The sequence below is a fragment of the Bradyrhizobium symbiodeficiens genome (assembly GCF_002266465.3).
Taxonomy (GTDB): domain Bacteria; phylum Pseudomonadota; class Alphaproteobacteria; order Rhizobiales; family Xanthobacteraceae; genus Bradyrhizobium; species Bradyrhizobium symbiodeficiens.
This window is the reverse complement of the sequence record NZ_CP029427.2, coordinates 4,459,525-4,479,116: the sequence shown is the minus strand read 5'-3', so window position 1 is coordinate 4,479,116 and position 19,592 is coordinate 4,459,525. Positions and strand designations below refer to the sequence as shown.

Annotated in this window: 21 protein-coding genes and 1 tRNA gene; 11 read left to right on the top strand and 11 right to left on the bottom strand. The window is 64.4% G+C overall.

Features of this window, described 5'->3' with window-relative positions; all coding sequences use genetic code 11:
• The first annotated feature begins 53 nt into the window (after positions 1 to 53).
• A complete protein-coding gene (locus tag CIT39_RS20925; protein WP_094971958.1) occupies positions 54 to 968 on the top strand; it encodes a DMT family transporter in 915 nt (304 codons plus the stop codon).
• A 117-nt stretch (positions 969 to 1,085) separates the two neighbouring features.
• A complete protein-coding gene (locus CIT39_RS20920; RefSeq protein WP_094971957.1) occupies positions 1,086 to 3,773 on the top strand; it encodes a PAS domain S-box protein in 2,688 nt (895 codons plus the stop codon).
• A 114-nt stretch (positions 3,774 to 3,887) separates the two neighbouring features.
• Here the strand turns inward: CIT39_RS20920 and CIT39_RS20915 are convergent, their stop codons facing one another.
• Entirely contained in the window at positions 3,888 to 4,241 is a 354-nt protein-coding gene (locus CIT39_RS20915) for a GrlR family regulatory protein (RefSeq protein ID WP_162308911.1), read from the bottom strand.
• Between the two features lie 258 nt (positions 4,242 to 4,499).
• On the opposite strand from CIT39_RS20915, the gene CIT39_RS20910 reads away from it, so the two are divergent.
• Positions 4,500 to 4,997 carry a hypothetical protein gene (locus tag CIT39_RS20910; protein WP_094972488.1) on the top strand — a complete coding sequence of 166 codons (498 nt, stop codon included), beginning with the start codon at positions 4,500 to 4,502 and terminating at the stop codon, positions 4,995 to 4,997.
• 30 nt (positions 4,998 to 5,027) lie between these two features.
• Here CIT39_RS20910 and CIT39_RS20905 read toward each other — a convergent pair whose 3' ends face one another.
• Entirely contained in the window at positions 5,028 to 5,411 is a 384-nt protein-coding gene (locus CIT39_RS20905; RefSeq protein ID WP_094971955.1) for a VOC family protein, read from the bottom strand.
• A 178-nt stretch (positions 5,412 to 5,589) separates the two neighbouring features.
• On the opposite strand from CIT39_RS20905, the gene CIT39_RS20900 reads away from it, so the two are divergent.
• The 3 genes from CIT39_RS20900 to CIT39_RS20890 all read left to right on the top strand — a co-directional run bounded on the left by CIT39_RS20900 (position 5,590) and on the right by CIT39_RS20890 (position 7,109).
• Positions 5,590 to 6,192, top strand: coding sequence for a hypothetical protein (locus CIT39_RS20900; protein WP_094971954.1), 603 nt, complete (start codon positions 5,590 to 5,592; stop codon positions 6,190 to 6,192).
• A gap of 141 nt (positions 6,193 to 6,333) precedes the next feature.
• Positions 6,334 to 6,876, top strand: coding sequence for a hypothetical protein (locus tag CIT39_RS20895; protein WP_094971953.1), 543 nt, complete (start codon positions 6,334 to 6,336; stop codon positions 6,874 to 6,876).
• A 156-nt stretch (positions 6,877 to 7,032) separates the two neighbouring features.
• Positions 7,033 to 7,109 (top strand) — tRNA-Arg (locus CIT39_RS20890).
• 200 nt (positions 7,110 to 7,309) lie between these two features.
• Here the strand turns inward: CIT39_RS20890 and CIT39_RS20885 are convergent.
• Complete coding sequence (locus CIT39_RS20885) at positions 7,310 to 7,975, bottom strand: peroxiredoxin-like family protein (protein WP_094971952.1); 666 nt, start codon at positions 7,973 to 7,975, stop codon at positions 7,310 to 7,312.
• On the opposite strand from CIT39_RS20885, the gene CIT39_RS20880 reads away from it, so the two are divergent.
• Complete coding sequence (locus tag CIT39_RS20880) at positions 7,964 to 8,977, top strand: LysR family transcriptional regulator (RefSeq protein ID WP_244607417.1); 1,014 nt, start codon at positions 7,964 to 7,966, stop codon at positions 8,975 to 8,977. The genes CIT39_RS20885 and CIT39_RS20880 overlap by 12 nt on opposite strands.
• A 169-nt stretch (positions 8,978 to 9,146) precedes the next feature.
• On the opposite strand, the gene CIT39_RS20875 is transcribed toward CIT39_RS20880, so the two are convergent.
• The 3 genes from CIT39_RS20875 to CIT39_RS20865 all read right to left on the bottom strand — a co-directional run bounded on the left by CIT39_RS20875 (position 9,147) and on the right by CIT39_RS20865 (position 11,161).
• Entirely contained in the window at positions 9,147 to 9,299 is a 153-nt protein-coding gene (locus tag CIT39_RS20875) for a hypothetical protein (protein WP_162848662.1), read from the bottom strand.
• A 156-nt stretch (positions 9,300 to 9,455) separates the two neighbouring features.
• A complete protein-coding gene (locus CIT39_RS20870; protein ID WP_162308602.1) occupies positions 9,456 to 10,421 on the bottom strand; it encodes an AraC family transcriptional regulator in 966 nt (321 codons plus the stop codon).
• Positions 10,422 to 10,870: 449 nt separating this feature from the next.
• A complete protein-coding gene (locus CIT39_RS20865) occupies positions 10,871 to 11,161 on the bottom strand; it encodes a hypothetical protein (RefSeq protein ID WP_094971949.1) in 291 nt (96 codons plus the stop codon).
• 310 nt (positions 11,162 to 11,471) lie between these two features.
• On the opposite strand from CIT39_RS20865, the gene CIT39_RS20860 reads away from it, so the two are divergent.
• A complete protein-coding gene (locus CIT39_RS20860) occupies positions 11,472 to 11,933 on the top strand; it encodes a host attachment protein (RefSeq protein WP_094971948.1) in 462 nt (153 codons plus the stop codon).
• Between the two features lie 54 nt (positions 11,934 to 11,987).
• On the opposite strand, the gene CIT39_RS20855 is transcribed toward CIT39_RS20860, so the two are convergent.
• Positions 11,988 to 12,251 carry a hypothetical protein gene (locus CIT39_RS20855; protein WP_094971947.1) on the bottom strand — a complete coding sequence of 88 codons (264 nt, stop codon included), beginning with the start codon at positions 12,249 to 12,251 and terminating at the stop codon, positions 11,988 to 11,990.
• A gap of 288 nt (positions 12,252 to 12,539) precedes the next feature.
• Here CIT39_RS20855 and CIT39_RS20850 point away from each other — a divergent pair, with 288 nt between their 5' ends.
• Positions 12,540 to 12,986 (top strand): hypothetical protein, encoded by a 447-nt coding sequence (locus CIT39_RS20850; protein WP_094971946.1) that lies wholly within the window; start codon positions 12,540 to 12,542, stop codon positions 12,984 to 12,986.
• Positions 12,987 to 13,083: 97 nt separating this feature from the next.
• The gene (locus CIT39_RS20845) at positions 13,084 to 13,956 is read left to right on the top strand and encodes a DMT family transporter (RefSeq protein WP_094971945.1); all 873 of its coding nucleotides are present in this window, start codon (positions 13,084 to 13,086) and stop codon (positions 13,954 to 13,956) included.
• A gap of 127 nt (positions 13,957 to 14,083) precedes the next feature.
• Here the strand turns inward: CIT39_RS20845 and CIT39_RS20840 are convergent, their stop codons facing one another.
• The 3 genes from CIT39_RS20840 to CIT39_RS20830 all read right to left on the bottom strand — a co-directional run bounded on the left by CIT39_RS20840 (position 14,084) and on the right by CIT39_RS20830 (position 16,697).
• Positions 14,084 to 14,392, bottom strand: a complete 309-nt coding sequence (locus CIT39_RS20840; RefSeq protein ID WP_162308601.1) for a histone — start codon at positions 14,390 to 14,392, stop codon at positions 14,084 to 14,086.
• A 66-nt stretch (positions 14,393 to 14,458) separates the two neighbouring features.
• Complete coding sequence (locus tag CIT39_RS20835) at positions 14,459 to 15,898, bottom strand: cryptochrome/photolyase family protein (protein ID WP_094971943.1); 1,440 nt, start codon at positions 15,896 to 15,898, stop codon at positions 14,459 to 14,461.
• Positions 15,899 to 16,037: 139 nt separating this feature from the next.
• Complete coding sequence (locus tag CIT39_RS20830) at positions 16,038 to 16,697, bottom strand: peroxiredoxin (protein ID WP_094971942.1); 660 nt, start codon at positions 16,695 to 16,697, stop codon at positions 16,038 to 16,040.
• 392 nt (positions 16,698 to 17,089) lie between these two features.
• On the opposite strand from CIT39_RS20830, the gene CIT39_RS20825 reads away from it, so the two are divergent.
• The gene (locus CIT39_RS20825) at positions 17,090 to 17,662 is read left to right on the top strand and encodes a hypothetical protein (RefSeq protein ID WP_094971941.1); all 573 of its coding nucleotides are present in this window, start codon (positions 17,090 to 17,092) and stop codon (positions 17,660 to 17,662) included.
• Positions 17,663 to 17,729: 67 nt separating this feature from the next.
• Here the strand turns inward: CIT39_RS20825 and CIT39_RS20820 are convergent, their stop codons facing one another.
• Entirely contained in the window at positions 17,730 to 19,583 is a 1,854-nt protein-coding gene (locus tag CIT39_RS20820) for an alkaline phosphatase family protein (protein WP_094971940.1), read from the bottom strand.
• Between the last annotated feature and the right edge of the window lie 9 nt (positions 19,584 to 19,592).

Sequence of the window (19,592 nt, the reverse complement as noted above, 5' to 3'; positions counted from 1 at the left end):
ATTGAGGCCCGCGACCGCGCTAGGTTCCGTCCACAAGGGAGGACGGAGCGGCCATGGACACAAGGCAGGACACCAACATCGCCGCCGAGCTCGCGCTCCTCGTCGCCCTCGCAACGCTCTGGGGCGGCTCGTACACCTTCATCAAGCTCGGCGTCGCCACCATTCCGCCGATCACGCTGATCGCGGCGCGGACTACGATCGCGGGCCTCCTGTTGCTCGTCGTGATGTGGGCGCGCGGCATCAGGATGCCCACGGACGCGGCGACCTGGCAGCGCTTCGCCTTCCAGGCCGTGCTCAACAGCGTCATCCCCTGGACGCTGATCGCCTGGGGCGAGCGCCATGTTGACGCCGCGCTCGCCACCATCCTCAACTCGGCCGGCCCGATCTTCACCTTCCTGCTCACGGCCGTGGTGACGCGTCACGAGACGACCACATCGCGAAAGCTGTTGGGCGTGGTTGCCGGCATGGCCGGCATCCTGCTGATCGTCGGCGTCGATGCCTTCCACGACATCGGTAGCGGCCTCCTTGCGGAGGCGGCCATCGTCGCCGCCACGATCTGCTATGCCTGCGCCGCGATCTTCGGCCGCAGTTTCAAAGGCCTCGATCCCATGGCGCCCGCTGCCGGCTCGCTGCTGGCGGGCGCCGCAGTCCTGATCCCGGCCTCGCTCGTGGTCGAGCAGCCCTGGACGCTGTCGCCGTCGCAAAGTTCAGCGCTGGCATTGCTCGCGCTCGCCGTATTCTCGACGGCCGCGGCATTCGCGATCTACTTCCGCCTGATCCAGACCCTGGGGTCGGTCGGCACCACTGCGCAGGCCTATCTGCGGGTGCCGATCGGGGTCGCCATCAGCGTCGCCTTCCTCGGCGAGAGCCTGAGCCGGACCGCCTGGATCGGGCTTGCCTGCGTCGTCTTCGGCGTCGCCGCCATGACGATCCCGGCCCGGAGGCAGGCGAGCGTCAAACCGTCATAGATCGGGGAAGGGGCTCCGAAGCCCCATATTAAGGATAATCGGCGGCCCGAGGCATGTTTCCCCGGGGCGGCAATACGTCGTATATTGGGGCTCCAGTATCCCGGTCCTCACAGCCCAATGTCCGCCGAATTGACGCCGACCCCTGAGAAAAAGCGAATATTCTCGCTCTCCATCGGCCAGCTCACTTTCGGCAGCTTCCTGTTGGTGCTGGCGGTGATCATCGTCACGTCGGCCGCGAGCGTAATCGCGATCCGGCACATCGACACGACCTTCGCCGAGCTGCAGCGGCTCCAGAGCGTCGGCGACCTCGCCGAGGACATCGACCGCCGCATGAACGAGCTGCGGCTTGCCGCGCGCGACTTCGTTACAGATCCGGGCGCCGGCATCCAGTTCAAGCAGGTGGGCGAAGCGGCCTCGACGCTCAGCGACATCCTGAAGAAGACCCGCATCGAGCTCGCGCCCGAGCAGCAGGACATGATCGACGGGGTCACCGAGCGGCTTGCGACCTATCGGAACGGCCTCGAGCGGATCTCGACCCTGATCGATCGCCGCGCCCAGCTGCTCGGCGGCCTGCCGCCGCTGCGCGAACAGTTCGATCTGGCCGTCTCCGGCACCGCCGACCGTGAGCTGGCCTCGCGCCTGTCGGAGGCGCAGAGCCGGATCGCGCTCGGGCTGCTCGCGCGCAACCCGTCCGCGGCGGAGCAGGCCGCGCAGAGCATGCGGGCCCTGAACATTGGCGATGCCGGGCTGAGATCGGCGGTGAACGGTTATGCCGAGGCCATCATGGCCGTGGCGGTTCGCGAGCGGCAGATCGCCGACATCGACCGCGAGGTGCTGGGGACCGAGGGCCGGCTGATCGGCCGCGTCACCGAATTGCTGCGCGAGGTCAGTGCCCGGCGCGGCCACGTGCTGTCGCGCGACTTTGCCCGGACGCTGACGGAGGCGCGATGGCAGAGCATCGTGCTCGGTACCATCGGCGTGCTGATCGGCATCGGCGCTGCCTTGTTCGTGGTGCGCAGGACGGTGCGTCCGCTCGCCCAGATCGCACGCTCGATTCGCGCGCTTGCGGCCGGTCGTAAGGACACCTCGATCCCGTCCGCCGACCTCGACAACGAGATCGGTGACATCGCCCGCGCCGCCGAGGTGTTCCGCCGCGCGCTGGAGGAGGCCGACACGGCGCGCGAGGCGGCGGTGCGCGCGCTCACCGAGCAGCGCCTCGCCGAGGAGAGCTACCGGAAACTGTTCGAGGGCTCGGTCGACGGCATCTACGTCACGACGCCGGCCGGCGATCTCCTCAACGCCAATCCGGCGCTGGCGCGGATGATGGGCTATGACAGCCCGGAGCAGCTGATCGACAGCATCAACGACATCGCCCACACCATCTACGTCCACCCCGAGGCGCGCGTCGAATACCAGCGGCTGATGACGCGCGACGGCATGGTACGCGAGTTCGAATATCAGGTACGCCAGCGCAGCGGCGACATCCTGTGGCTCTCCGACAGCGCCACCGGCGTGCGCGACGAGGCGGGCAACATCGTGCGCTATGAGGGCACGCTGCGCGACATCACCGACCAGAAGCGGGCGGAGGACGCCATCGCCGAAGGCCGGCGCCTGCTGCAACAGGTCATCGACACCGTGCCCGCGGTCATCAACGTCAAGGACCGCGACCTGCGCTACGTGCTGATGAACCGCTACATGGCCGGCATCTTCGGCATCGAGCCCGGCGACGCGCTCGGCCGCACCACCGCCGATCTGATGTCGCGCTACGGCGCGGCCAAGACCGACGAGAATGACAAGCGCGTGCTCAATCTCCGCAGGGGCCTCGGCTTCTACGAGGAGGAGTACAAGGATTCCTCCGGCAACATGCGGCAATGGCTGGTCAACAAGCTGCCGCTGCTCGATGCCGAGGGTGAGATCGAGCGGATCGTCACCGTGGCGCTCGATATCGGCGAGCGCAAGCGTGGCGAGCAGGAGATGCGCAAGGCCAAGGAATCCGCCGAGACCGCGCTGCGCAATCTGCGCGAGACCCAGGCCTCGCTGATCGAGGCCGAGAAGCTTGCCGCGCTCGGGCGGCTCGTTGCCGGCGTCGCTCACGAGGTCAACAACCCCGTCGGCATCAGCCTCACGGTCGCCTCCGCGCTGGAGCGCAAGACGGCGCTTTTCACCGCCGAGGTCGAGCGCGGCGAGCTGCGCCGCTCCTCGCTCAACGACTTCCTCAGCACCAGCCGCGACGCGTCCTCGCAGCTCGTCTCCAATCTCAACCGCGCCGCCGAGTTAATCCAGTCGTTCAAGCAGGTCGCCGCCGACCGCAACTATTCGGATCAGCGCAGCTTCGATCTCGGAGACCTCACCGAGCAGGTGGTGATGAGTCTGAGGCCGGGCCTGCGCAAGCACAATCTGACGCTCAACGTCGAGTGCCAGCCCGACCTGACGATGAACAGCTATCCGGGCCCGTACGGTCAGGTGCTGACCAATCTGTTTCTCAATTCGGTGGCGCACGCCTTCCCGGACGGGCGGCCGGGGACCATCGACATCCAGGTGCGGGAGTCCGGCAAGGACAATGTCGAGATCCTCTTCGCAGACAATGGCTGCGGCATGTCGCTCGACGTCCGTCGCCGTGCCTTCGATCCGTTTTTCACGACGCGGCGCGACCAGGGCGGCACGGGTCTTGGTTTGCACATCGTCTACAGCATCGTCACCAACCGGCTCGGCGGGCGGCTCGATCTCGATTCCGAACCGGGGAGCGGCACCCGCATCCAGATCATCCTGCCGCGCATCGCGCCGCTGGAGCAGGCCGCGGAATAACAGCGTTTTCGAGCGAAGTGGTTGCCGGTTCGCGTCAAGAAAACGCGTCAAACAAAAAAACGCGTCAAACAAAATGTAGAGCCCCGTTCCGATAGCATCGGAACGGAATCGGCTCTAATCGACGTCCGCGAGCTTTTGCAGGGTCGCGCCGAAAATCTGGCTGGCCTTGCCGACCAGCGCGGTGCCGGTCATCTCCCCGCGTGTCTCCGTGAAGGTGCCAGTGACGCCGATGCCGACCGGGGCAGGGCCGCCGAACAGCGGATTGTCGTCGCCTCGCGGGGAGGTGTGGCGTTGCACCAGCACTTCGCCTTTGAAGGTGTTGTTGTCCTTCACGACGTAGCTGCCGGTGTAATAGAGGTAGGCATCGCCGCCGAGGATCTTGCCGTCGCGAAAAAGAATCACGCCGCTGCCCTTGCCGGCTCGACCATCGAGCAGGGTCACGTGAATCGAATAGAGACCGTTTTTCATAACGTCCCGCAGGCCGGCCGCCATCGCCCAATGGCGTAACCGGTCCGGCTTTTATGCCAAAGCGTATCGCCTCGCGCAACGCGGCAGTTTGCCGGCGGCCACGGGAAGTTGCCGCCGCGAGCCGTTGTTGTCCCGGCTTGTGCGTGACGCCGTCATGACGGTCTGATGACGGGGTGAGGCCGGTCGTCTGCGAATCAAGGTTGGCCCGCGAAATGCATGACAATTGTTGCACTGGCCGCGGAGTGCTGGAGCAAGATGATGAGCAACTGGATCGATTCCGGCGGCGACGAGCCGCGTCTGTACAGTGCGCGTCCCACCAATTGCAAAAGCGAACGACGGCGTTCCGGCAACGCAACACGCTGGCGAAGCGTGACGAGGCTAGCGGGTGCCCTGGTCCTGGTTGCGTTCGCGGCACCCTTCGGGCACGCGCGCGACCGCGGCCAGTTCGCCAACACCAATGCCGATCTGAAGGCCTGGTTCGACGGCCTGCGCAGCGGCAAGGGGCCGTGCTGCTCCGATGCCGACGGTTCGGCGCTCTCGGACACCGACTGGGACAGCAAGGACGGGCACTATCGTGTCCGCCTCCCACGCTATGCCTCAGGGCTTGAAGGGCGGCCGCAGGAGCTCGTCTGGGTCGAGGTGCCTGAAGAGGCCGTGATCTCCGAGCCCAACCGGGTGGGGCGCACCATGGTATGGCCGATCTACGGCTATATGGGCGTCAGCATCCGCTGCTTCATGCCCGGCAGCATGACTTAGCCGCGCATCGTCCGGTGGGCTTGCGCCGGTTCAGGTATATTTCTTGTCGCGCTCGAGCAGCTCGATGGAGATGCCTTCGGGGCCGCGGATGAAGCAGATGCGCACGCCGGGCCGGATCGTGGTCGGTTCGCGCGTGAAGGTGACGCCCTTGGCCTTGATCTCGGCTGCAACGGCATCGATGTCCTTCACCGCCAGGCCGAAATGGTCGAGCCCCTGATGCGGGTGCGGCGGCGGCGGGTTGACGGCGTTGTCGCCCTCGAGCGGCGCGATGAAGATCCTGGCACCGCCAAGGTTTACCTCGATCCGCCCCGGCGCACCAACGATCTCGCCACCGAGGATATCGCGTAGCCAGGCCGCCGTGGCCTCCGGATCGGGGCTGCGCAGATGGACGTGATCCCAAGTGACGACTGGCATTTCAGTTTCTCCCGACGGGCCTTCGATGTTGCAGCGCATGTTAGCGGCCGCAGGCGGTGATCGCCACCGTCCTTGCCGATTCGCGACTACGCGGGAACCTTAGGTCGTCTTCCGGATTAAGGTAAGGCCGTGGGTACTCCGTCGTTGACGAGCTTCGGCCGCGATCGGTGATGCAACCATGAACGCCAGGCTCGACCGGATCGGATTAGGGCGCTTCGCCGGGACCGGCGAGCGACTGGCGCGGATCATAACGATCGCGAGCGTCTCGTTTGGACGCAGCCTTCTTTGGTTGCTGGCGGCCATCATCGTCGGCTGCGGCGCCTGGATGCTGCTGCCCCTGTCCAAGGGCAATAGTGCTGAGCCCGCGAAGGCGGAGTTGGCGGCCGTCGAGGCAGCTCCTTCAGCCGATGCGGCCGCAGCGGTGTCGCCGGTTTCGGAAGCCCAGGCAGCGGCCAGGTCACCTGCCGTGGCAGAACTCGGTCGTCTCAGGATTTCATCGCAGACCTGGCGCCGCGGAGGCCTTGGCTCGAGAGCCCTGGTGACGTTCACGCTGCGAAACGACAATGACTATGCCGTAAAAGATGTCGAGATCGTCTGCGCCTTTGCGCGGCGCGACGGCAGTCATCTCACCGACCGCAGCCGTGTGCTGGCGGATCCAGTCAGCATGAAGAGCCGCAAGACCTTTGCGCGTGTCCCCGTCGGCTTCGTCAACGTGAACGCCGATCAGGCAAAATGTTCGCTGGTTGCCGCACGCCGCGCATACGGTGGCACGTTCCGGTAGCGGAAAAGTTACCCTCTTTGGTCCTTGGCTAAAAAACCTCGCGTCGCCATTTGAACCGAACGGCTGGGCCAGGAACCAATTAGCAGATCGCCTGTTGAGGCGTAGAGCCCACGCGCGGATGCGGGGGGCGGAGCGCGGCAGATGCCCATCTTTCGGTATTTCGTCTTTGTTGGTGGAGCCCTGCTCGCACTGCTGTTCGCGGCGAATTTCGTTTACCCGGCGGCGCCCGTGGCGCAGGCCGTTGCGACCGCAAGCAACGATCAGCCCCTGATCCGAATCCGGTCCGATCGGCACCTGCCTGAGCGCGTCGTCCTCGACACCAGCCAGCCGACGATCGCCGCGCCAGCGGTGAAGACCGCCGCTGTCGTTTCACCCCAACCGCCGGTGCAAGACAGCACGTCGGCGGCGCTTGCCGAAATATCGGCCAAGGCGCGGGTGCGCGACACGTTCGCCCAGTTCACGCCGCCGCTGAGGACGGATACCGCCGCAACGGGGAAGCCCGAAGCCAAGCCGCAGGCCGCTCAGGCTCAGACATCCCAAGGGCGCGTTTCCACTCAGGCTTCTCCGGTCCAGGCGCAGCCCAAGCGCAAAGTCGCCAGGACGCGTCCGGCACCGCAGCAGGGGCGACCGATGATGCTGGTCGCCCAGCAGCCTCATTTCGGGCTCTTCGACACGACCTGGTGAGAGCATCTCCGACCCGCCTCGAAACCGAGCGGGGAGGGCTTTTTATTGGTCGGTCTCTCTGCTAATTCGAACCCATCCGAACCGCCGTCCGGTGTGCTGGCTTGTCAGCCGCCGGTCCGGCAAGTCTCGGTTTGCGGCCCGGTACCCCGGGCCAGGGCGCTCGTAGCTCAGCTGGATAGAGCATCGGATTTCGATTCCGAGGGTCGGGAGTTCGAATCTCTCCGAGCGCGCCATTTCGGTACGAGAGTCTCGAGCTTCTCGACCCAGGGTTGCAACTCAAGGCAGTTCTTGACATGAACGGGTCTTCTTGATGCCCCAGGCGCCGGCCGCTTCGCGTGAAAGGATCGGTCGTATTCGCCTGGGGATGCCATCTGCTGCAGAGCCGGAGATACAACTCGTTCCTCGATTGAGGTTCGAGAATGAGAATGCCGCGTCAAGTCGCGCCCGAACGCTTCAGTTCATCGAGGACGGGTAACACGTCCGAAGGCTCCGGCCGGCGCGTATAGTCCGGATTGATTTCCGCATAGGCGATGACACCGTCCTGCCCGATCACGTATCGCGCCGGCATCGGCAGCGTCCAACTATCCTCACCATTGAAGGCGACGAGGTCGGCGCCGAGCTGCTTGTGGATCGCCTGCAGGTCTTCGGGCAGGTGCCAGCGGATCCCGAATTTCGCGGCCAGTTCGCCGCCCTTGTCGCCGACAATGGGGAATCCGAGCCGGTTGTTGCGCTGAGACTTGCGACTGTTGGCGGCCGTCTGTTGGGACACGGCCATGAGCAGCGCACCGCGCGCTTCGATGTCAGGCCGAACCTCCTCGAGCGCCTGGAGATCGAGATTGCAGAACGGGCACCAGGCGCCGCGATAGAATGTCAGGACGAGCGGACCTCTGGCCAGCAAGTCTTGCGAAGACACGAGCTTGCCGTCCGGATCGGGCAGCGCAAACACCGGGGCGAGGTCGCCCGCGTGTAGAGCACGGCCAGCCTGACCCGAGGCGATCAGTTCGTCGGTGACGCGGTGCATGACCGCCACGACATCAGGCGGAGCCATTTCGGTTTCGAATTTTGTCTTGAGGGCATCCAATTTGTCTTGAAGGGACATCGCTTTTTCCTCGGTTGCGACGCATTTGCGTCCGGTGACCGGGAAAGTGATCTATTCAATTCGAAGGCGGTAGACGAAGAATATGGCTTTGAGTTATTCATAATAGCCATGAATGATCACCTCTCGTCGTTGCGTCTGTTCGTTCGCGTCGCCCGGCGGGGGAGCTTCTCGGCCGGAGGCCGCGAATTGAATATCCCGCAGCCGACGGTGTCCCGCATGGTCGCGGCCCTCGAGCGCAAGGTGGGCGTTGCTCTGTTCACACGCACGACGCGCGCCGTCACCCTGACCGAGGCCGGCGCCCACTTTCTGGCACGGGTCGAACCGATCCTCAGCGCGCTCGACGAAGCCGAATACGCGGTGCGCGGGACCGGCGAATTGCGCGGCGTTTTACGCGTCGGCCTTTCATCCACCTTCGCGATCCGGGAGATCGCGCCGCGCCTTCCAACTTTCATGGACCAGCATCGGGCGCTGCGGGTTGAACTCGTGGCCGACGACATGCGGCAGAACTTCGTGAGTGAAAGCATCGATATCGGGCTGAGATTTGGGTCGCTTCCGGACTCGACGGCCGTGGCGCGTCGTATCGCGGCATGGCCACGCGTGATCGTCGCTTCGCCGGCCTATCTCGAACGGTTCGGCGTCCCCCAGACGCCGGCCAACCTCGCGGCACATTCCGTCATCGTGGGACCGTCGCGCCTCGGCCCCGCCTGGACGTTCCGCAAGAACGGCAAGGTGACGTCGGTGCGAGTGGGTGGCCGACTGACGGCGACCGTCAATGAAGTCGCGACAGCAGCAGCAGTTGCGGGCCTCGGCCTGACCTCGATGGCAAGCGTCGGTTGCAGAGGCGAGATCGAGAACGGCTCTCTCGTTCGGGTGTTAGCCGACTGGGATATGGGTTCGGTCGAACTGCACGCCGTGTTTCCGGACGGCAGAGGTGCGAAACCCTCCGCAAGGACCTTCGCCGATTTCCTTGTCGCCGATTCCGCCAGATGGTCGGCTGTCTAGGTTAGCACCCGCGTCCCTTGCCTTGCCGGCCTTACAGCAAAATTTCAACGGCATGAGAATTCGCGTTGTTATTCTGAATGGCACGCCAATTCATTGGATTGCCAAAATGGGCCATCGCACTCGATACGAGAGCTTCCTCGTTTCGAGCTGAACTGCCTGGAGCCCCCGTCTATTTGCCCTGGATCTTCAGTCCGTTCGGTCCGACGTTGATCTGCAGTCCGTCCGGCTGCTTCTTCTCCTGGTAGAGATTGTAGCCAAGCGCGCCTGCGGTGACGACCAGAGCGCCGATAATCAGAAACAGTACGTTACGGTTGATGGACATTCGTTTCCCTGAACCACTGCATGCAAACCCCGCGCGGCGGTCGCGCGGGGGTGCCTCCATGCGCTCCGGGCGGGCCGGCGGCGCACTACTCTGACGGGTAACGCGGTTTGAGGGAACCGGTTCCCTGGCCGCTTTGATGTGCAGGATGTCCGTCAGTCAGCGTGACGGGACGCCGCCTTGCCGTCCCCGCGCCAGAGTATCGGAGGGCGCCTCGTGGAACGTCGCGCGGTAGGCTGCGGCGAATTCGCCCAGATGATGGAAGCCCTGCGCGCGCGCGCACGTGGCCACGGTGGCGCCGCCGCCCTTGAGCAGGCGGGCGCGGGTCGCCCACAGCCTCTTGAGGCGAATGTACTGGTGCAGGCTCATGCCACGCACCTTGCTGACCGCGCCGCCGAGCGTCCGGATCGAGACGCCGAACTCACCGGCGAGATCGGCCGTGTAGATCGGGGCTGTGGGGTAGGCCGCGACGTAATCGTCGATCCGCTGTACCAGCTTGATCGAGCGCTCGCCCTGGCCCGAGGTGCTCCGATCCGACATCGAATCGATCCGAAACAGATCATCGAGTGCGAGCAGCAAGCCCTCCTGGAGATGGGCCGCCACCTCGGTGGATTCGAACAGGAGCGGCTGCACTGACGCGGTTCGCAGGATGTCGAGCAGGAGCTGCCGCGTGTGGAGCAGGGCAGGCCGGTTCGCGACATGGGCCCGCAAATCGTCGCCCTGATCGAACCAGCCCCGGTCTCTCAGCGCCGGGGACAAGATGATCATTGCATGACGATTGGTCTGAGGTTCGACGAAATGGCATTCATCGTTGCCGCGGAGCGTCACGAAATAGCGGGCGTCGAGATCCAGGCTATTGAGGTTGACCCGGAGGTCGTCGGTCATGGACAGGATCACCATCCCGCCCGGCATCCGGTAGGCGGTGTCGAGGATGCGCGCGAACGATCTCATCATGATGATGCGGCACGCCGGCAGGGCGACGACGGCGCGGACCGCGGCGAAGTTCGAGATGTCGAGCGGAATGCTTCTCGCGTCTTCCATCGTCTCGATCGGCCGAAACGCATCGATGTCGGAAAAGCCGATCAGTTGGAGGGCGGAGGACGGAGCGAGGGCGTCGAACAACATGGGTCTGGCCGGCTGCCGAAATGTGACAATCAAATGAACGTCGATCCACCGCCATCAATGGCGAAACATCGCGTGTCAGTAAACCGAATTCCAGGCCGTAGTATTGCGGACATCATGCCATGACGTCCGCCGGATCAATGTCACCGTCAACGTTCCCGGCTCATCGGCTGGCCGGAGGTGAGGTCAATCAAATGCAGACTCGTGCAGGCGGGACAGGCGAAGGATACAAGGCTCCGTCTCTCCTGTCTCACCTGCTTCTCGAGATGCGTCTGTACGTTCATGCCCGTCTGAGGGCATCGAAAAACGATCAACTCCGCCATCGCGGTAGAATGACGCTGCGGGCGCATTCATCTTTGATCTAGATCAGTTTTGGACGCTCCAAGACGGCAATGACCGTGCAAGGAAGTATCTCGCAACAGCGAAGGGGCCCCCGGGGGCCCCTTCAGACGTCACCAGCGGCGATAGCGCGGGCCATAATAGCGTGGACCGTAACCGTAATAGCGCGGCGCATAATACCGGGGGCCGTAATACGGCCGAGGCGCGTAATACCCATAGTAGTTCGGGCGCCAAAAGCAGCGTCCCCAGGCGTCGCAGACCATGCGGACCTGCTCGATGCCGGAGGCCTGCGGCGTCGCAGGTGCGGGCGCGATGGGCATTGCGGACGCCGCCGGCGACGCCGCCAAAGCACCAAACATGGCGCCGGACAGGGCTGCGGCGACGAGGCCGATCTTGAGATTCATGATGTCTTCCTCTGCTTACGCGATCCAGGATATCGAACTTGTTCGGATCAAATTGTGGCGGAACCGAAATGTAATGCTGATGAACAAATCTTCAGCCGGTCCGCCGCAGAGCCGACCTCAACCCTGCCCGAGTAGCCCAGGTTCGAGCGAGTGACCAAGGCTGTGCCTGCGCGGCACTTGTCCCACAGGACATCCGATGCGTTCTTGATCCTGCGCAATTCGCCGTCGATGCATCGTTCGTAGTCTTGTCAGGTGGCCGGTGCTTCGACGAATTCGAAGGGCTGGCTCACAGGTTGCTTGGAGCTGTGCAATGGACAAGATGAGACTAGACAAGGGCGACTGGCTGGTCGTGTGCGATGGGCGCAAGGCGCTCATTCTGGAAAACCTCGGCGACGAGATGTTTCCGAACCTTCACACCAGGGAGGTGCACGAGCAGCCCAATCCCTCGACCAGCGCGCAAGGCAGCGACGCGCCGGGGCGATTGCACGCCGCGGCCGGCGGCGCCCGCAGCTCGGTCGAACAGACCGATTGGCACGACGAGGCCGAGCGCGCCTTCCTGCGAAGCCTGGCCGGCCGGCTCGATGCCGCCGTCAGCTCCGGCGAGACCACGGCCCTGACCATGGTGGCCTCACCGCGCGCGCTCGGCATGATCCGCGCCGATTACTCCGACGTCATGCGCAAGGCGCTGCGGGGCGAGGTCGGCAAGGATCTCGTCAAGCTGCCGGTCTACGAGATCGAGAAGCAATTGCTGCTGTCGGGCGCCGCCGAATAAGTGGCACCCTCGCAGAGACCGTGCCGGCGTCCCCCGGGGACGCGGTAGCGCCCCTCAATAGCAGGGGTGCCGGCGGCGGTCCTGGCCGACATAGGCGGCCGCGCTCTGGTAGCAGTGGTTGGTCGACGGGCCATCATAGAAGGCGAATGTGCCGGGGGTGATGCCGGGGCCGTAATTGTGCACATAGCTGATCGGGTAGGGCAGCGGATTGGCGTAAGAGCGGTGGTACCGGTGATGTCCCCGCGCCTCCGCGAGGCCAGGGGCTAGGATTGCGGCCGACAGGGCAGCAACCGCGGCTACAAGCGTCAACTTGCTCATCTTGATTCTCCGGAACCCGCGTAGTGGTCAGTCATCTATAGCTACTTCGGACGCCCGGGGCACCCGTCCGGCACCGGCAAATCCGGGCCAATCCCGCAGATTCCCGGGGGGTGTGACAGAATTGCCGGAGATGCGGCCGAAGCCTGCCCATTTTTGGCCTTTTCGGGATGCTTAACGGATTCCCCACACAAGTATGACCAAAGACTATTCGGTTAAAAATCCTGCCGCCGGCTTTTGGGGCTCCCTTCGAGGCCGGTCCATTCCTGAAGGCTTCGCCGTCACGCCGCCATGCGCATCACGCTTCTGAGCCTGCTGTTGCTCTGCCTCGCCGCCGCCACGCCGGCGCGGGCCGAGCTGCATATCACCCGGGACCACGGCGGCTATGTCGAGGAATACAAGACCAAGTACAAGCGCGTCCGCGAGAAGGGCGAGCGCGTCATCATCGACGGCATCTGCAATTCGGCCTGCACGCTGGTGCTCGGCATCGTGCCGATGAACAAGATCTGCGTGACGCCCCGGGCCAGCCTCGGCTTTCATCAGGCCTATTACGACAAGGCCTTCACCTTCGGCATCAAGGTCACGAGCTCGGAAGGCACGTCCGACTTGATGTCCTACTACCCGGATACGGTGAAGGACTGGATCCGCCGCAATGGCGGGCTCACCACCGACATGAAGAAAATCAAGAACGGCGTCGAGCTCTGGAAGATCATCAACCCCTGTCCGGACGAATGGTGAGCGGCTGAACTGAGCCGCATCGTCCGTCGCAGCGCAGCATCGTCTCGGGCGAAATTCGCATTGCCGCATAGCCCTTGGTGGGGCAATGAGGGCGGCAATGAACCATAATCAAGAAGCCCTGACCGCCCGCATTGCGCCGATCCTGTTCGTCCTGCTCTGGAGCACCGGATTCATCGGCACCAAATACGTCGTTAACAATGCCGATCCCTTGACCTATCTCGCCATCCGGATGGCGATCGTGGTCGGCCTGATGGCGATGATCGCTGCGATCGCGCGGCCGAAATGGCCTGATCGAACCGGCATCGCGCACAGCGCCGTCGCCGGCATTCTCGTCCACGGCTTCTATCTCGGCGGTACCGCGATCGCGATCGCGCATTCGATTCCGGCCGGGCTCTCGGCGCTGATTCCCGGCCTGCAGCCGATCCTGACTTCGACCATCGCCAACCGCTGGCTCGGCGAGAAGGTAACGCCGGTGCAATGGGCCGGGCTCGTGCTCGGCCTCGGCGGCGTGGTGCTGATCCTGCACAACCGCCCCATGACGGGTGAAGCCGGGCTCGGCTGGCTCGCCTCGGTGGTCTCGCTGATCAGCATCACGCTCGGCACGCTCTATCAGCGCCGCTACTGCAACCAGATCGACTGGCGCGCCGGCAATCTCGTGCAATATGTCGCCGTCACCGTCTTCTTCGCGATCGGCGCCTTCCTGTTCGAAGACCGCGTGGTGCATTGGACGCGGGAGTTCGTGCTCGCGCTCGGCTGGCTCGCGGTCGCGCTCTCGATCGGATCGATCGGGCTGCTGTACTGGCTGATCCGCCACGCCGCGGCGACGTCGGTCGCGAGCCTGTTCTATCTGGTGCCTGCGGTGACCGCGCTGATGGCTTATTTGCTGTTCGGAGAGAAGCTCGACGCGCTGGCGATTGCCGGAATGGGGATGTGCGCAGCCGCCGTGTTCGTGGTCAACCGGCGCTCGTAGGCGAGGGAATCCATCCCTGACGTGAAGCATCATCCGGGCCGGCGCGCATCCAAGCCGTGAGGGCAGGGTATCCCGGGAGCAGGTCTCCGGGCGCGCCCGCACCCGGAGACCTGCTCGCGCGTTGCGATCAGCGCTTGGCCTTGCCGGCCTTCTTTTTCGACTTGGCGGCTTTCTTGCCGGACTTCTTGGGGGACTTCTTGACGGTCTTCTTCGCAGTTTTCTTGGTCACCTTCTTGGCCGCTTTCTTCGACGACTTCTTTGCAGCCTTCTTCGAGCTCTTCTTCGAGGCCTTCTTCTTCGGCGCTACTTTCTTCGCGACCTTCTTGGCGGCTTTCCTGACCTTCTTGACGGCGGTGATCGCCGCGTCCTTGGTCGCTTCCACGGCGCTGGTGATCGTCTCCATCGCCTGTTCGGTGATCGGCTTGTCGTCGTCCATATCGTCCCCCACGGTTTGTACGGAGCGATGACGATATCCGGTTTCGAATTTGTGTCAAAGCAGCGCTCAACTTCTGCGGATCTTTGCGTAGGCGGCGAGCGCACGCTCGCGTCCCCTGGCATGATCGACGATCGGCTGCGGATAGGTCTTGCCGAGCGTGATGCCGGCACTCGCAAGCTCGATCGGCGTGGCCTGCCACGGCTGGTGGATCAGCTTGGTTGGCATGTCCTTCAGTTCCGGCACCCAGCGCCGGACGTAGGTTCCATCCGGATCGAACTTCTCGCCCTGCAGCTGCGGGTTGAACACGCGGAAATAGGGCGCTGCGTCGGCGCCGCAACCGGCGACCCATTGCCAATTGGCGGGATTGCTGCCGGCATCCGCGTCGACCAGCGTGTCCCAGAACCAGCTCTCGCCGTCGCGCCAGTCGATCAGCAAGTGCTTGACCAGGAACGACGCCACCACCATCCGCACCCGGTTGTGCATCACGCCGGTGTGCCAGAGCTGGCGCAGGCCGGCGTCGACGATGGGGTACCCGGTATGCCCGCGCTGCCAGGCGGCGAGCGCGGTGTTGTCGCCCTTCCACGGGAAGCCGTCGAAGTTCGTTTGCAGGTTTTCGGTGGCGAGGTCGGGATGGTCGTGCAGCAGGTGACGGCAGAACTCGCGCCAGCCGAGCTCGCTCAGGAACTTCTCGATGCCGGGCCCGAGGGCCGGCTCTTCCGCCGCAGCAAACCGCGCCGCATGCCAGACCTGGCGCGGGCTGAGCTCGCCGAACCGCAGATGCGGTGACAGGCTCGAGGTGCCCTCGCGGTCCGGGCGGTCGCGGTCGCCGACATAGACGCGCGCGGTGCGCTTGAGAAAGTCGCGCAGGCGTGCCCGCGCGGAGGCTTCGCCCGGGCTCCATGTCTCGCGGAGACCGCCCGCCCAATCCGGCCTGGTCGGCTCGAGCTTCCAGCTCTCCAGCGCATCGCTGGCAAGCCTCGGCGCAGGGCGCAGCTCTTTCGGCGCAGGCAGCGGCTTTGGCGGATCGCCGAGCGACAACACCCGCCGCCAGAACGGCGTGAATACGCGCAAGGCCCGGCCTTCCTTGTTACGGATTGCCGAGGGCTGGACCAGGAGATCGCCGGGGAAGATTTGCGAATTGATGCCGAGCCTTGCCAGCGCCGCTTCGAGCTGCCGCTCAACCGCCTGATGGGGCGCTTGCGCTATCTCATTCCAGTGGACGGCGCAGGCGCCGCTTTCGCGTGCCAGCTCAGCGACGACCTTGGCCGCCGGTCCCTTGCGCAGGACCAGCGATCCACCGCGCGCAGCAATTTCGGCGCCGAGCGCCCGCAACGACTGCGCCAGCCACCAGCGCGCAGCCGCGCCGGATGGCCGTCCGGCTGTATCGTCCAGCACATAAAGGCAGATCACCGGCGAGCCGGTTTTGGCGGCGGCGTGGAGGGCGGGATGGTCGGACACGCGAAGGTCATCGCGGAACCAGACGATGACCGGCTGTGGAGTGGGCATGATCGGGGATGGGTCTCGCGGGGCGGGTCCTCAATATACGGGACACCGCCGCGAAGTTTCATGCCCCGGTTGCCCCCGGAGGACGCGCCTGGCGTGCTCCGGGGATGTCGGATCGTTCACTGGCGCAACGGGCAGGTCTTTATTTCGGCTGCGGCACGATGCGGATGTAGGGCTTCGGCTCTTTCCAGCCCTGCGGATAGATCGTCTTGGCCTCGTCGTTGGAGACCGAGCCCGCGATGATGACGTCGTCGCCCTGCGCCCAGTCGGCCGGCGTCGCGACGCGATGCTTGGCGGTGAGCTGGAGCGAGTCGATGACCCGCAGGATCTCCTGGAAGTTCCGGCCCGTGGTCATCGGATAGACCAGCACCAGCTTGACCTTCTTGTCTGGGCCGATGACGAAGACGTTGCGGACGGTCTGGTTGTCGGCGGCGGTGCGGACGAGGGGATCGCCCGAGATCGCGGCCGGCAGCATGCCGTACAGCTTCGAGACGTTGTAATCGGTATCGGCAATCATCGGAAAGTTCGGAGCCGCCCCTTGCGTCTCCTTGATGTCCTCCGACCATTTGGCATGACGATCGACGGGGTCGACCGAAAGGCCCATCAGCTTGACGCCGCGCTTGTCGAATTCCGGCTTCAGCCTGGCGAGCGCGCCGAGCTCGGTCGTGCACACCGGCGTGAAGTCCTTCGGGTGCGAGAACAGCAGCGCCCAGCTGTTGCCGATCCAGTCGTGAAACTTGATCTTCCCCTCGGTGGTCTCGGCCTCGAAGTCGGGTGCGGTGGCGCCGATCGGAAGTGTCATGATGTTACCTCATCGCATTGAATTGACTGGATAATTCGTTTCTGCCGTCGATCCCAGTATAGGGGCCTTGCGGGCCCAAGTGAACGCCAACTGAACCGCTTCAAGTAAAATGTGAATTCCTTGCTTGAAGGGCCGATTTCCTAGCAACTTATTGTTACAGCAGCACCTGCGGCGAAACATCCCCATCCGGGGTGACACGGTCTCGCTCGCCCCGATAATGCCTTTTATGACTTCCATCACGCTCGCCCGGCGCGTCCTAGAACCTAAGAGGTCCTGACAGCGACCAATTGGCAACCATCTCGAAAAGTCGCGACTCCCGTATCGAATCGTTAACCACCCCTTTACGTCGGCATGAAAATGCTGACCGGTCAGAAGAAATCTGGAAGTGAACTATGTCCGCCGCTGCGCCTAAATCTGTCGAACCGTCGTCCCTCGAACCGTCCTGCCGCGACACCGCGGCTCATGCACTCTCCATCGTGCGCGACGGCGTGATCACGGGCGAAGGCCCGACCACCAAGGGAAGGGTTCATTTCTCCCGCTCGCTCGATGCCGACGACACCGCCTGGTGCACGCGCATCCTGACCGCCACCGCCGTCAACGACCAGCCGGTCAGCCGCGCCGAGGCCGAGGTCCTGTTCGAGATCAACGAAGCCGCCACCGAACGCACCGATGGCGGCCGCTTCGACGATCTGCTCGCCAAGGCGGTTGCGCACTATGCCGCAAGCGCCTCGGGCCTGAAAGTGCCGCCGCGCAGCGTCGCGCTGTCGGCCGACACCGACATCGAGAGCTGGGCGCCGTCCTATGCCTCCAAGGTCAACAGCGAGATGCTGGAGTGGATCGCGGGCCAGATGCGCGGCAAGCGCCACAACAACCGCCGCCTGATGGCGATGGTGGCGACCTTCCTCGGCGCCACCGCGCTGCCCCTGGCGGGCCAATTGCCGAACGTGTTCGACATTGGAATGTAAAGATCCGGGCATGTAACAACCGGGATATTCTCGCGCCCCGTGCGGGGCGCGAGCGAAAGCGGCGGGGTTATTTCCCCGCCGTTTTTTGTTTGCCGGCTTCCGCCTCGAGCCCGAGCGTGCGGCCCGGGAAGCCGGCGGCGTCGAAATAGCGCTGGCTGCCGACGCGCTGGAAATTCAGCACGGTGGTCAGACCGCCCTCGGCGGGCTTGGATTTCATCGTGCCGGCATAGGCCTTCGGCACGGTGCCGTTGGGCATGGCCTCCGACATCACGCGGCCGACCAGGTCTCCCTTCTCCGAGGCGCGCAGCCCCATCAGCCGGGCGGCCGTCACGCCGACATCGGCATTGCTGACCGGGATCGCGCTGACATAGCCGGCTTTGAAGTCCGGGCCGATCGCCGCCATGAAGTTCATGGTGTCGCCGCGGCTGAAGCTGCCATGCATGCCCTGGCCCTGGCGCAGCACGGTGTCGGCGACCTGCACCGAGCAATTGGTCGGTGCCTCGCCGCAATTGCTGGCGTAGGAGCGGAAGTTGACGACGATCGACGGCGTCGGCGTCGCCGCCTTGCCGCGCAGATTGATGCTCGACAGCGGCAGGGTGCCGGGGAAGCGGCCGAGCGAGTCCTCGACGAACAGGCCGGAGACGTAGTCCTGCGCGAGCAGTGCCTTGATGGTCTTGGCCGCCAGCTGCTTGTCCTTGTTCGGGAGATAGACGAGGTCAGAGCCACCATTGGTGGCGACGACGAGGTCGGGCTTTTCCGGATTCTTGCCGAGCACGCCGTTGCCGGCCCTGGGATGCTTGTTGCCCTCGATCTTCGCATTCTTGTCGTTGGGGTCGAACAGCGGCAGGTCGAGCGCCTTGGCGAGGTCGAGCGCCAGGAAGCCCATCGGCAGGAAGTCCTTCGGCGTGTCGTCATAGCTGGCCATGGCCGAGGGGCTGGTCTTGCTTTCCTTGGAGATGGTCGAGAAGCCGTGATCGGCCGAGACGATGATGTTGGTGGAGGCCGCAAGCCCGAGTTCGTCCAGCGCCTTGCGGATTTCGGCGAGGTTGGTGTCGGCGTTCTTGATGCCGGCCATCGAGGTCGGACCGTTGATGCCGGGCAGGATCTGGTTGAGGCTGTCGCCGGTGTTGTGCTGGCTGCCGTCGGGGTCGCGCGACCAGAACACCAGCACGAACGGCTTGTTGCGCGCCTTGAACATCGGCAGCACCACCTTGGCGGCGACGTCGGCAAAATAGGCCTGCTGCGCGACGTTGGCGACGATGGTGCCGGGTGTCTTGGCATCGCCCGCCTTGGAATTGTCGCCGCGCGGCGGCGTGGCGAGGGGCAGGCCCGCCTTGGTGAGCGCGTCCTTCACCTCGTCCGACAGTGCCACGCCGTTCTTGCCGCCGGTGGAATCGTCGAACACGACGGAGTGCAGGCCGGTCTTCTCGGGCTTGTCGGTGTGGTCGAACTGATAGGTCGGGCCGACCTTGCCGATCGCGGCGGTGCTGAGGCCCTTGTCGCGGGCCAGCTTCAGGATGGTGTCCTCGTTGATGTAGTTACCCCCAAAATGCTCGTCGATGTCGCCGAGCACGGCGTCGTTCTCGATGAAGGGGACCACGGTGTTGCCGGCCGGAGCCGAGGTGTAGCTGGTCCAGATCGTGTTGGAGAACACCCCGGTATCGCCCAGATAATGACCGGTCGACATCGCCGAGCCGTTGGCCATGGTGAAGGTCGGGAACAGCGAGTGCGAATTCTTGAAGTTGACGCCCTTGTCGCGGATTTCGGCCATGGCGGGCGCCGTTTCGGGGGTGACCTTCAGCGCGCGCAGACCGTCAGGAATGAACAGGATCAGATTGCGCGGCGTGTTGTTCTGGGCGGAAGCAAATCCGGTGGATAGCACTGTCAGTCCGGCGGACAGCAACACCAGTGAACGGCGCATCGAAATCTC